Genomic DNA, 13,573 nt, shown 5'->3' with positions numbered 1-13,573 from the left:
GTGAATATTACCGGTTAAAAGTCTAACAATCTTCCAAAAAGTCAAACCTTAATTACGCCTTCACGGCCCATGCGGGACGTTTGGCGCGGGTGATGTGCGGAGCCCTCACATACAGCGGTTCCGCCGGACTTTCCAGAAGTTCTTCTCTGCGGGCCTCCGCCAGGGACAGCCACGCGGCCCCGAGCGCCTCTGCAGAAGGATACACGGGGACAATCCCCGACATTTCCCGGGCGGCCAGATGTTCCGCCGTTTCCGTGGAAAAAACGGGCACGCCTTTTCCCATGCACTCCGCCACGCTGACGCGGGCCTGCTCTGCAGGAAGCACTGCCGGCACATCCGTCAGAACGCCGTTTTCCAGCCTCCCCCACGTCCAGCCGCCACGCCGGGCATCTGACATTACGCAGGCCTCACCATGATGCAGACCAAGTCCGTTCCAGGAGGAAAAAGCCGCCACGCGGGAACCGTGCACCAGGGAAAGGCCGTCCGCCACGGCCAGCGCTACGCGGATTCCGCCGTAAGCGCCCGGACCGGAACCTACCACGATTTCCTTCAAACGCCGCCCTTCCAAAGCATCCAGAACCTGCCGCACCGCCTTGAAAATAGCGGAGGAATGGTTGCGCTCCGCTCTCCATGCCGCCTGGCACAGCAGACTTTCCCCGCTCCAAGCCGCAACGGAAGACTGCACACAGGAAGTTTCCAGAACCAGCAGGACATCTTGCATGCGGCGGATTATACAGGAACAGCCGGCGTGGATAAAACATTTTTTCCTCCGGTTTCCGGAAGAGGCAAATTTGGTTCGCATTTCTCCTCAAGTCCCTTTATGCTGGTTCCAGACCTCACACCGCATGCCCAAGGCCCCCAGACACACACCGCCGCACCAGGACTGGCGCCGGTATGCAGAAACCGCCCGGAAACCAAGATCCGCGGCAAGCCTCGGCGACATGATGCGGCAATGCAACCGGGACGCCTGGGACAAAACTTACCGCGCCCAGGTATCCTCCGAATACTGGGAGGACGAATGCCAGGAATTTTCCTTCATGGATCTCCCGCGCAGAACCCGGTTCATCAGGCATGCCGTAGCCACCCTTATCCTGCTTCCGCTGGCCCTGATCACGGCCATGTCCCTGTGCGACCAGCTGACCCATGCCTCCGGCAGCCTCAATATCCTCTTCTCCATTCCCGTATGGTACGCCCTGATGGGCGCTGCCGTGTGGGTGGTGCTGGGCAGCAGCAGGCTGTTCACATCCTCCCTGCTGTACCTGTACGTATTGGGGCATGAACTGACGCACGCTCTGGCGGTCATTTGCAGCCGCGGTTCCATCCATGCTTTCAAAGCGGATCTGGACGGAGGTTACATCCAGACGGATAAAAACAACATCTTTATCTCCCTTTCCCCCTACTTCCTTCCTCTCTGGGCCATGCTGTGGGGATTGGTATGGGGCGTAACGTACCTCTTCTGGCCTACAGTCACCTGCCAGGCCCTTCTTTACTCCGGCCTGGGCTTCTGGTGGTGCTTCCACCTGTTCTGGACGGCATGGATCATTCCCAAGGACCAGCCGGACCTGGCGGACAACGGCACCTTCTTCTCCCTGATTCTCGTATATTTTGCCAATCTTCTTCTCTTCCTGGCGCTCCTGCGCCTGTTCAACGCCGTAAGCCTTCACCGCTTTCTGGCGGATTGCATCCACAATGCGGAAAAATTGTGGGACGTTCTCAGGGACCTCGCCATGCTGGCTGCCGGGCTGTTCCTGTAAAAAATATTCTTTTCCTTACACGGAATGATGAACGGCAGAAGGGGAAAAGGAATCCAACCTTTCAACAGAAAGGAGTTTCCATGCGCACCACACACTTGATCATTCTGACAATGGCCGCAGTTTCCCTGATGGGCTGCAATCCCAAGGAAACTGTAAACGCCCTCACTTCCGACCAGAACGTTACCCAGAAGATGGCCGTAAGATTCGCGGAAAATATGGTTGGCCTGCCACGCGCTCTGGTCGTTTCAGATGCCAGAAAAGCGGCTCCGGGCGACAAAGTCACCGTCAAGGGAGCGGTGATCGGAGATGACCCCGTCTTTTCAAAAAACATTGCTTCCTTCACCATCGGAGACCCGGCTCAGCTCCTGGTCAATATGAAGGAGAAGGGAGTCTGGGCCGCCGGTACGGTACCGGTAGAAATACGGAAAAATAACACGATGACCGTCCAGTTCGTGGATGAACAGGGGCAGCCCATCAAGCACTCCGCCAAAGGTGTGAACGGGCTGAAAGAACAAGACGCCGTCATCATTACCGGAACCATTGATCCCCACTCCACTCCGGAACATCCGGTGCTGAACATTGAAAGCATCGTGATTGAGTAACCCCTTCTGTGCCAAACCCTGATTCATGTCAAACGGTTCAGGCGTTTTGCGCCTGAACCGTTTTTCATATCAGAATGCGCGCATGGGATTTGATCCAGCATCATTGGGAATGATAACACTGGCCGCTACTTCAGCGGCAGCAGGTGCGGCATCCGCGTCTGCACAGAAAAAAAGCGCGGAAGCCACCAGACAGGCGGCGGACGCAAATGCCGCCACCCTCAGAAACGAGGCAGACCTCCAAAAACAGACAGGGATGGAAAATGCCAAACGCATGCAGCAGGACGCTGCGCGCCAAATGGGAGAAGCCCGACTGGACGCCGCCCAATCCTCCCTGCTCCGGGAAGGCTCCGTTCCACTCAGGGAACAGGCTTTGGCGACGCGTCTGCAAACCAGGATTCAGGATGAAGCGGCGGAAGCCATGAGGAACGCCCAATCCCTGTACAACCGCGCCAACACGGAGCAATACATGGGCCGCTCCAATGCGAGAGCCCAGAAAACCTCAGCAATGGGCACCCTGCTCTCCGGATTCGCCCAGGGAGGAAATACCCTCCTCAAATGGTGAAGTGCCTCACAAGGCACCTCCATTCAAACGAAGACAGCCGGAAATTCAGCCGCAACCGCGGAAGCTTCTTAACGCCCCCCCTGCCGGGCTGCCCCGGAAGAGCAGCCTCCCAAAACAGCCTTACCTGACACGTCCTTGCCTGTCTTCCTCACATCACGGGTCATAAGGCCAGCACACTTCCGCTTACCCGCGCCTCCAGGGCAAGCAATTCCCGTTTCGCATCAAGCCCCCCGCCATAACCTGTCAGTTTCTGATTGCTGCCAATAACGCGGTGGCAGGGCACGAAAATGGAGATGGGGTTGGTGGCATTAGCGGACGCTACAGCCCGGACAGCCCTCGGATGATGAATGCGGCGCGCCAGCTCTGCATAAGAAATGGTGGAACCGTAAGGAACTTTCATCAGTTCATGCCAGACTGAGTTTTGAAATTCCGATCCGGTAAATACAATGGGTATATCAAAGTCTCTGCGTTCCCCCTGGAAATATTCACGGAGCTGGCTTACCGCCTGTTCAATAACCTCGGAAGTTCCTTCTTCATATTCAGCGTTGAGATGCCGGCAAATGCGGCGGTCTATCGTGCCGCGGCGTTTTTCCTTTGCCCAGTCGCAAATGCAAAGATTGCCGCCATATGAGCCAATCATCATTTCTCCAACGGGCGACAGATAACGGATTATTTTAATTGCCTCCATCTTCTTGTCCTTGTTATTGCATAACGCTCTTTCATCCATCCCCTGTACGGCTGGGAAACATTGCTCCATGCCTGCCTGTTCATGTCCCGAAGCACAATGTTCCGCCCCAAAGGCTCTTCTCCGGCAGCCTTTAGCACATTTCCTTGCTATCTGCAATCTTTCTTCCGCATTTGCTTTTTGTTTCCAATCGGACATGAATCCCAAGTTATTCGCCCTCTCCGGCCGGACACCGATAATCCGGATACCTGCTTTTCCCTTGAATCATTCCCCATTCAATCAACCATGACGATACCTCGCACAAGAGAGGCAAAATCCCTGCGTTTTTAATGCTGATGCAAGGCCCTGAATAATATTGGGTGGCGTCCCCGGCAGGAATCGAACCTGCATCTAGTCTTTAGGAGAGACCCGTTCTATCCATTGAACTACGGGGACCGGACATGGCCCGTGCATGACAATAAACGGGAAGGCCTCCGCGCTCAAGCAAAAAGCAGGAGGAGTATGCCATGCATCGTGATTTTGAACAGTATTCACCAGGATAATTTTTACGGATTTCTGAAACTTCCCGTTTCCCCGCCTTTCTCCGCGCATCCCTGGCCGAATACGGCCATTGTTCCGATTACCTGCCGGAAGCGGCCCAGAATAATGAAATAACCGTCTTCCGCTGGCCCCTCGGGGCCGGAAGGCGCCGCCACTCCCGCAGAGAGTCATTTCCGCTGAATCTTGTCGCCAAAAAACAACGGAAAGAAAACAATCCTCCAGAAAGCTCCGTCCAGATGAGCCAATGATGAAAAAACAGAGAAGAACAGAACCCCTGCATGAGAGAATATCCTCCGGAACAGCATCCCCCCCTGGAAAGGGGAACAGGCCATACAAAAATCTTGAGAAGGGGGCGGAAGGGCCGTAGCGTTGCCGTATCATTCCCGCCATGCTCAATTTCGTTTACGATAACAAAACCACTCTTATTTTCGGAAAAGGCACCCACCATGAAACGGGAACCCTTCTCAAGCCGTTAGGCAAAAAAATCCTGCTTCATTACGGTAGCGGCAGCATCAGACGTTCCGGTCTTTACGATGCCGTCACGGCGTCCTTAAAAGCCGCCGGCGTGGAGTATGAAGAACTGGGAGGCGTCCAGGCAAACCCTACGCTGCCCCTGGTGTATGAAGGCATCCGCCTCTGCCGGGAACACGGCCTGGGCCTCGTGCTGGCCGTGGGAGGAGGCAGCGTGATTGACTCCGCCAAAGCGATTGCGCTGGGCGTTCCCCATGAAGGGGACGTATGGGAACTATACCTTTCCAAAAAACAGCCTCAGTCCGACCCTCTGCCCGTCGCAACCGTGCTGACCATTCCCGCCGCGGGCAGCGAGAGCAGCCCGAATACGGTCATCACCAATGAAGAGACCAGAAGAAAACTGGGGTACGGTTCCCCCAAACTGCGCCCCGTATTCAGCATTATCAACCCGGAATTGTTCTTTACGCTCCCGCACCGCCAGATGGCCAATGGCGTCAGCGACATGATGAGCCACATTTTTGAGCGCTATTTCACCAGAACCCTGCATACGGACCTTTCCGACAGCCTTTGTGAGGCCACCCTGCGCACCATCATGAAAAACGCCCGCATCCTGAACGGGAACCTGAATGATTACAACGCCTGGGCGGAAATCGCGTTTTCCGGCAACATCGCCCACAACAACCTGTTGGGGGTAGGCCGCGAACAGGACTGGGGCTGCCACGCCATGGAACACGAATTGAGCGCACTGTACCATGTGGACCACGGCGCAGGCCTGGCCGTCGTCACCCCGGCCTGGATGAAGTATGTTTCCCCCAAACACCAGGAAATATTCGTGCAGTTCGCCGTCAATGTGATGGGAGTGGAAGGTTCCTTCCGGGAACCGTCAGCCATCATCCGGGAAGGTATTTCCCGCCTGGAACGTTTTTACCGGGAATTAGGGCTTCCGACGACTATGGAAGAACTGAACATCCTTCCCGGGGATTTCCCCCTGATGGCGGAACAGGCCGTCAGTGTGCGCGGCCCCGTCGGCGGACTGGAAAAGCTGGATGTCCGGGACATCCAGGCCATCTACCGACTGGGTTGCAGTAATCTGCAGCACGCATGACGAAAGGGGAAAAACGTCTGATCATGGAATACCCCTTCCCTCACTCCCGGCCTTGTTGACAGCGTTAAGACAATCTCCCTTTTCCCGCAGCCTACTTGCAACTTGCCAAAGATTTTACCTGGGAGTAGCATGGCAGAATGAACAGATTCTTTTCCGCTCTTTTTCTGGCGGCAGGATTGCTGGCCTCCGGAATGCCGTCCCCGGCGGACGCATCCACCCCTCCGCAACAACATGCCCTTGCGGAGGGTAAAAATTCCCCTGTTTCCCCGCAGCAAAGGAAGCAAGCTGTTGAAAACCTTGAAAAGCTTCTGGGCAAAAGGCTGTTCAAGAAAGCGGCGGAACAAGCCCTGAAACAACTCCATGAATATGACGACCAATACAGCGGGACAGATCTGCTTCTTTATTACCAGGCTCTTACCCGTCTCAATGCCCTGGATGATTCCATCAATCTGGATTCCATTCTGCAGGAACAGATGAAGCGCCACGGCGCCAATCCCCATTTCCTGAGGGACGCCGCACTCCTGTACCAGAGTGCCTGCCATACGTTCAAACTGGTGGACGGCGCCTATATCCGCGGCGCCGGGCCATGGGATGGAGAATATTCCGGAGAAGCAAGGGACCGTGTGGAAGCCCTGCGGTGCCTTGTCAAAGCCATGCAGCTTGCGGAGAAGGGCAACAACATGAAACTTCTGGGACAACTGCGCTTCATCACGGCACAGGCGTTGCCGGTTAAAGGAAACCGCTACGCTCCCCTTTCCGCCTTCCAGTCTTACGCAGCCCTGGGGAACCTGACCAACCTGAAGGAATTGCCGGATTACGTCTCCAGAGAGGAAGCATCCCCTTTTCGAAACGTCGCCACCGTTCCCGTCATGGTCAATGCCGGAACAGGAAAGCCGGAAGTTATTTTTTACCATGCTTCTTCCTCCTGGGAAACAGCTAAAAACGACGGGGAACGCATGCGCTGGCTGCTGGACGCCGCCATTCAGGCGAATCCGGAACTGGCCAACCAGGTCAATTATTTCACCGCCTCCTGGTGCCGCCGGCTGTTTTCTTATGCCAATACGGCGCCGGACCAGGAATTCGTGTACGGCCCCGGCAACGCGGGCATGGTGGCGGGCATCAACCCGGCGGAATTAAAAACGGACCAGACCATCGTTAAAACCGACCGGACGGGCAACGGTAAATTCCTGCTCACCAACCTTCCCCCGGATTATAATTTCATCCGGATTGCTTCCGCCGTCCGAATAACGCCGGAGCCGGATTACTACGTTAACGCCGCCAATCTGGCAGCGGACGAGTTCCTGGCCCGCAACCAAAGGCCCGCTGCCGCGCAGTTTTTAGGAAAAATCCTTCAAACCTGGAACGCACAATCCTGGAACAAAAAGGACAAGGAGGAATTTCTGGACGTGGCGGACAATCTGAAAAAACGCATCGCCTCCATCACGGAACCCAACGGAACATTTGATACGGATAAAAGAACGCTGCTGGCGGGAGAACCGGTGACTGTTTCCTTCTCCTACCGCAACGCTTCCCGGGCCTGCGTAGCGGTCCGCCCCGTGGATATGAAACGGTGGCAGGAAGAACGCATGGACAAGGTCCAAACCTCCAAAACGCTGGGAAAAGCTTACAAAGACAGGTATTCCAACCTGGGGAACCTGCTTTTCAGCCTGTTGCATGACTCATCCTATGCCCGCTATCTGGGGGAGGAAATCAAGGGGGATGAGATAACCCTGACTCCCGGGAACCGGCACCTGAACCACATCGCTCACATTCCCGTACCCACCCGCAAACCCGGCTGGTACCTGCTCACCGTCACACTGGAAAACGGCTACCGGTTCCATCGCTTTCTCACTCTGTCAGACATGGTGCTGGTACGCCGTTCCGTTCCGGAAGGCAATCTCTGGTTCCTGGCGGACGCCAGAACGGGAATGCCCGTGGAAGGAGGCAGCCTGCGGCTCCTCCGCTACCGGCAGGATAAAACGCTCCAAAAACGCCAGGTAAAGGGAATCACGGACAAGGACGGAGCCATGATAGAAACAATCCCTCACCGCCATTCCAGCGCCCCTCCCTACAACATGTTCCTGGGCATCGTTTCCAAGGGGGACAGTTATGTGCTGGCGGGAATATCTGACTACGGCTGGGAATCCGGCAATTACCTCATGGATACGGCCAACAAGGCCTCCGACTCCTATTCCTGCTTTTTCCTGGAAAGCCAGCCCGTGTACCGCCCCGGACAGACGGCCCGTTTCAAAGGCGTCCTCTTCCGCCCGGACATCGCGAATCCCGGAACAAAAGACTGCGCCGGGAAAAAACTGACGCTGACCATTGCCTCTCCAACAGGGGATGAGAGCATTTTCCCTCCAAAGACCGTCACGACGGATTCCACAGGCAGCTTTGAACTGGAACTGCTCATTCCCGCGGACGCCCCGCTGGGCCAGTATGGGGCCAAGCTGAAACTGCATGACTCCGCAGATCCGGATTTCCGGCTGTATGCCCCCCTTTTCCGGATGGAAGAGTATAAAAAGCCGGAATTCTCCGTCAGAATGGATGCCCCCGCCAAACCTATCCGGCTGGGACAACCCATTCCCGTCGCCATTCAGGCGGATTATTACGCGGGCGGCCCCGTAAACGGGGGGAAGGCAACCATCACCATCACCCGGACGCTGGGGGCGAACATCTGGACGCCTTACTGGAAATGGAGCTGGCTGTACGACAGGTCTTTCAGCCCGTACTACATTCCCTTTTTCCCGGATGCGCCTCTGACCGTCCTGGAAAAGACGGTGCCGCTGGACAAGGACGGAAAAGCATCCGTAGAATTACCCACGGCGCAGGATGCCCGGGATTTCCCCTCCAGCAACGTCACCTACCGCGTTTCCGTCAGCGTGACGGACGCCTCCCTGCGGGAAGTTTCCGCTTCCGGACAAGTCATTGCCACTTTCCGTCCGTTTAATATCTTCACCACCCTGAACCGCGGCTATGCCCCCGCCGGAACGCCGGTCCAGGCATCCATTACCGCAGCCACGGCGGATGGCGCCAAAATTGCCCATGCCAGGGGAACCTGCGTCCTGCAGCATATCCGTGCGGACGGCAGACGGGAAACGCTGGAAACCTGGGATATCGCCACCAGGAAAGATGGGGAAGCCTCCCTGTCCTTCCAGACCGGGGAATCCGGCCTGTATGCCCTTTCCACAACCCTGGAGGACGGGCACGGCAACAAGGTGGAAGAATCCTTCCAGTTTCTTTCCTACGGCAAGGGCAAACAGAATCCTTTTAAAATCAATCCTCTTTCCATCCATCCGGACAAAAAGGAATACGCTCCGGGAGATACGGCCAGGCTGCTCGTCACCTCTGACTATCCGGACGCCCGCGTCTGGACCTTCCTGCGCAACTCCTGGAAAAACGAATCCCGCCGTCTGGTTTCCCTGGACCGGCAGACAGCCCTTGTGGAATGCCGCCTGACCCGGGAAGATATGCCCAATATGGGAGTCAACGCCTTCACCGTCAGAAACGGAGAACTTCATGAGGCTTCCGCCGAACTTCTGATTCCGCCCGCCGGACAGCTTCTGGCTCCTTCCGTAGTGCCGGGCAAATCCCAATACCGGCCCGGTGAACAAGGCAACGTCACCATTCAGGTCAAGGGGCCTGACGGCAAACCCGTCAGTAACGGCATCGTCGCCCTGGCCGTTTATGACAAGGCTCTGGAATACATCGCACGCCCCAATATTACGGACATCTCCAAAACCGTATGGGGCAGACTGAACGAAACTGGCTTCCTCAGCCTGAAAAAAATGACGGCTTCCGGCACGCAGCAGGATCGCGGTCCGGGACAGCCCTCTTTCCAATCCCTGCTCTACAGAAATTACGGACCTATGGCGAGAAAGGCCAAAGGGACCGTTAACGGCTTTGCGGAGGCAGTGTTCGATTCCGGTGCTGATGCTGCCGCAAGCCGCGCATTGGCTACAGGAGCGGCCGCCCCCGCCGCCGTTCCGGTCATGGCCATGGCCGCGGACAAAGAAAGTGCAGAAAGCGAGTCCCTTGCAAACGGACAGGGAAATGCGGACGCGCAGGAAAACGGTTCCCCGCACATTCAACTGCGCACCAATTTTGCGGACTGCATCAAGTGGTGCGGCACGCTCAAAACGGATGAAGAAGGAAACGTTGCCGTACCCGTGGAAATGCCGGACAACCTGACCACATGGAAGGCCTCAGCCTGGGTCATCACCCCCGGATTGCAGGTTGGGCAGGCTTCCGCGGAATTCCTGACCACGAAGGACTTCATGGTCAGCATGCAGGCCCCGCGCTTCTTTGTGGAAAAAGACATCGTGATGCTCAGCGCCCTGGTCCGCAACCGGACGGGAAAGGCTGTCCGCGCCCGCGTTTCCATTTCCCTGAAAGACGGGTGCCTGGAACTTCTCCCGGCTGACGATCCGGCCGTGAAGGGGCTTTCCGCAGATACGGATAATTCCGCCGTGCGGGAAGTGGACGTTCCTGCCCAGGGGCAGGCAGTCGTCAACTGGTGGGCTGCCGCCGTCAGGGAGGGAACCGCCGCCGTCGCCATGGAAGCATCGGCTGGCTCTACCGGAGACGCCATGCAGATGAACTTCCCCGTACTGGTGCACGGCATGAAGCAGCTCCATGCGGAAAGCGCCGCAGTGCTCTCCGGAGAACAGGAAAAGACACTTTCCATTTCCCTGCCGCAGCAGCGGCGCAGGGAGGAAAGCGAACTGGTCGTCAAGGTCTCCCCCAGCATCGCCCTCAGCATGGTGGAGGCCCTGCCCTATCTGGCGGAATACCCCTATGGCTGCGTGGAACAGACGCTCAACCGCTTCCTCCCCGCCCTCGTCGTGACGGACACGCTCAAGCAGCTCGGCCTGAATCCCGGAGCGGCGCTGAAAAGCCATCGCAGCCTGAATCCCCGGGACATCAGGAACAAGGCCTTCCATGACAGCGTCATGAAAAAACTGGAACGCAACCCCGTTTATGATGAAGCCGCGCTGAAAAAGATGGCTGCTAGGGGAATCTCCTCCCTCCGGGAAAAACAGCTCTCCAACGGCTCCTGGGGATGGTTCGGAGGGGCGGAAGAGGGAGATCCCGTCATGACGGCCCACGTGGCTCACGGCCTGAAAATTGCTTCAAACACGGTCAACGTGCCGGAAGGCATGCTTTCCGGCGCTGTCCGCTGGCTGAAAAACTATCAGGAACGCCAGACAGCTCTTCTTGAACAAGGAGACAAATTCCGGAAACTGGAACAACTGCCGGACGGACCTGAAAAGAAGGAAGCCCTCCGCAAACTGGGGAATTACCGCCTGACGGCCTCCGCGACGGATACCCTGGTCTACTCCGTCCTGGCGGAATGCGGCGTGAAAAACCTGCCTATGGAACGCTACCTGTTCCGTGACAGGCTGGAACTTCCCGTCATCAGCCAGATTCAACTGGCGGAAATCCTGCTGGACGCCCACCGCATGGACGACTTCAACAAGGTAATGCCTGTCATCTCCCAATTCCTCCAGCAGGACGATTCCCTGCAAACCGCCTGGCTACGCCTTCCCAATGCAGGATACTGGTGGCGCTGGTACGGCAGCAGCGCAGCCACGCAGGCGGCCTACCTGAAACTGATGTCCAAGAGCGCCCCCGGCAATCCCGTCACGGCGCGCCTGGCAAAATGGCTGCTCGACAACCGCGCCAACGGTTCCTACTGGGACTCCACCAAGGATACGGCGGATTGCCTGGAAGCCCTGTCCGCCTACCTCCTTCAGACCAGGGAAGGCATGGAGGACATGGAAGCGGAAATCCTTTATGACGGCGTTCCGGTTAAAACGGTTTCCTGCACGAAGGAAACCCTGTTCACCTTTGACAATGCTTTCCGCATGAGCGGGAAAGCCCTGGCGGACGGCAGCCACGTCATCACCATCCGCAGGAAAAAAGGCAGCGGGAACATCTATGCCAATTCCACGCTCAGCTACTTCTCCCTGGAAGACCCCATTCCCGCCGCTGGCAATGCCGTCACCGTGGAACGCTCCTATTACCGCATCCGGAAGGAAACGGTGAAAAACGGCTCCGTGAAGGACACCCAGACGGATGCAGGAGAGCTCGTCTCCCAGGGCAGAGACCTGACACGGCGCACGCTGTTGAAAAACGGGGACGTCATCGCCAGCGGCGACATCATTGAAGTGGTGATGACCGTGAAAACGAAGAACGACGTGGAATACCTCATGCTCCAGGATCCCAAGCCCGCAGGCTGCGAATCCCGGGAAACCGCCAGTGGCTACGCCCGGCTGGGAACCGTCTTCGGCTACAGGGAAATAGGGGATGAAGAAATATGCCTCTTCCTTTCCTCCCTGCCCATGGGCCAATACCAGATCAGCCACCGCCTGCGCGCGGAACGTCCGGGACGCTTCAGCGCCCTTCCGGCCGTCATTGAGGCCATGTACGCCCCGGAACTCCGCGGCAACAGCAGGGAACATAAAATCGGCATTTCCATGCCTGTTGAACAGAATAATGACCAGCCGCAGTAGCACTGGGCAAAAACGCCACGATCAACACGTATCCGAAAAAAGGCAGATATTATATAGTTAATATTCTTGTCGAACAAATAAGAAAAGAAAAACAAAAAGGAAATCATCGGTAGAAGTGATGATCATAAAATTGAATCTTGCAACTACGAATAGCAAAATCAACTGTCGCAAAATTTCCCATACTAATTATATTTTTCTTTGTCTTTAATAAAGAAGTCTCAATTCTTCAGTTCCGCTTTCCTCAATTGCAGAAACGATCAATAACCTTTGCAATCTCTTTATTATTTACATCTGATACCTCATATTCGGATAAAAAATAACAATAATTTTACATAATTACAAAATATCATAATTTAATTTTTGTTATTAAAAAATCATTAGTTAAATTATGTTATAGAAGATAATTTCGTATCTTTACAGCCAAAATTCTGAACTATGGACTTATTTTTCAATAATAATGTGACTGAAGGCTACAAAAACCATAGCCAAATAGCAAGAAGACTAACCGAAGATTGGGTAGAACGCAATATGTTTTGCCCTATTTGTGGACACTCTGTATTGAATCATTACCAAAACAACAAACCTGTTGCCGACTTCTATTGTTGTTGCTGCCATTCGGACTTTGAACTAAAAAGTCTTAAAAGTTCCAATAAAATATTAAGCAAAAAGATAAATGATGGAGCCTATGACACGATGATTAGCCGGATAAAATCATATAACAATCCAAACTTCTTTTTTATGAACTATGCAGATGGAGCGGTAAACAACCTTTGGCTAATTCCTAACCATTTCTTTATTCCTGCTATTATTGAAAAACGTCCTCCTCTCTCAGCAAATGCAAAAAGAGCGGGATGGACAGGCTGCAATATCCTTTTGAGTGAAATACCAGAAAGTGGAAAAATACAAATCATCAAAAACTCTATTGTAATTGAGAAAGAAGAAATTCTTGCAAAATACAAACGTACAAAATCACTCTTAACAAAAAACCTTGATAGTCGAGGATGGCTTATGGATGTTCTTGCCTGCGTTGAAAGACTCCCCAACAAAGACTTTACACTTAATGAAATGTATTTATTTACTGAAGAACTTCAAGCAAAACATCCTGTAAATACTTTCATTCAACCTAAGATACGTCAACAACTACAGCGTTTACGCGACAAAGGGTATATAGAATTCTTAGATAGAGGACACTATCGAAAATTGTAAGCATAATTAACCTTTTCGTAGAACAAATAAGAAACGCCTTGAGTCACTCAAAAACAGAGTAAAGAGAGTCAGAATAACGAGTTCTTCCAAATGCTCCGGATAGACACGTTTCCCCTGTATTCCAGCTCCTTCC

8 protein-coding genes and 1 tRNA gene are annotated in these 13,573 nt (G+C 54.6%); 6 read left to right on the top strand and 3 right to left on the bottom strand.

The genetic code is table 11. From position 1 onward, the window contains the following. Window positions 1-52 precede the first annotated feature (52 nt). Window positions 53-721 carry a tRNA (adenosine(37)-N6)-threonylcarbamoyltransferase complex dimerization subunit type 1 TsaB gene (gene tsaB, locus AMUC_RS08410; protein ID WP_012420607.1) on the bottom strand — a complete coding sequence of 223 codons (669 nt, stop codon included), beginning with the start codon at window positions 719-721 and terminating at the stop codon, window positions 53-55. Between the two features lie 124 nt (window positions 722-845). Here tsaB and AMUC_RS08405 point away from each other — a divergent pair, with 124 nt between their 5' ends. From AMUC_RS08405 to AMUC_RS08395, 3 genes are all read left to right on the top strand, one after another. Next, window positions 846-1,754, top strand: a complete 909-nt coding sequence (locus tag AMUC_RS08405; RefSeq protein WP_012420606.1) for a hypothetical protein — start codon at window positions 846-848, stop codon at window positions 1,752-1,754. 80 nt (window positions 1,755-1,834) lie between these two features. Then, window positions 1,835-2,356: a hypothetical protein gene (locus AMUC_RS08400; RefSeq protein WP_012420605.1), complete on the top strand. Its 522-nt coding sequence runs from the start codon at window positions 1,835-1,837 to the stop codon at window positions 2,354-2,356. A 109-nt stretch (window positions 2,357-2,465) separates the two neighbouring features. Beyond that, entirely contained in the window at window positions 2,466-2,918 is a 453-nt protein-coding gene (locus AMUC_RS08395) for a hypothetical protein (protein WP_012420604.1), read from the top strand. Between the two features lie 160 nt (window positions 2,919-3,078). Here AMUC_RS08395 and AMUC_RS13070 read toward each other — a convergent pair whose 3' ends face one another. Beyond that, window positions 3,079-3,606: a methylated-DNA--[protein]-cysteine S-methyltransferase gene (locus tag AMUC_RS13070; RefSeq protein WP_012420603.1), complete on the bottom strand. Its 528-nt coding sequence runs from the start codon at window positions 3,604-3,606 to the stop codon at window positions 3,079-3,081. A gap of 357 nt (window positions 3,607-3,963) precedes the next feature. After that, window positions 3,964-4,038: transfer RNA gene (locus AMUC_RS08385), tRNA-Arg, on the bottom strand. A 493-nt stretch (window positions 4,039-4,531) separates the two neighbouring features. Here AMUC_RS08385 and AMUC_RS08380 point away from each other — a divergent pair. The 3 genes from AMUC_RS08380 to AMUC_RS08370 all read left to right on the top strand — a co-directional run bounded on the left by AMUC_RS08380 (window position 4,532) and on the right by AMUC_RS08370 (window position 13,440). Beyond that, complete coding sequence (locus tag AMUC_RS08380; protein ID WP_012420602.1) at window positions 4,532-5,719, top strand: iron-containing alcohol dehydrogenase; 1,188 nt, start codon at window positions 4,532-4,534, stop codon at window positions 5,717-5,719. Between the two features lie 137 nt (window positions 5,720-5,856). Next, window positions 5,857-12,234: an alpha-2-macroglobulin family protein gene (locus AMUC_RS08375; RefSeq protein WP_012420601.1), complete on the top strand. Its 6,378-nt coding sequence runs from the start codon at window positions 5,857-5,859 to the stop codon at window positions 12,232-12,234. A gap of 435 nt (window positions 12,235-12,669) precedes the next feature. After that, a complete protein-coding gene (locus tag AMUC_RS08370) occupies window positions 12,670-13,440 on the top strand; it encodes a DpnI domain-containing protein (RefSeq protein WP_012420600.1) in 771 nt (256 codons plus the stop codon). Window positions 13,441-13,573: the final 133 nt, after the last annotated feature.

Origin of the sequence: Akkermansia muciniphila ATCC BAA-835 (assembly GCF_000020225.1) — a bacterium.
In the GTDB taxonomy this organism is placed as follows: domain Bacteria; phylum Verrucomicrobiota; class Verrucomicrobiia; order Verrucomicrobiales; family Akkermansiaceae; genus Akkermansia; species Akkermansia muciniphila.
This window is presented reverse-complemented; position numbering and strand designations above follow the sequence as displayed.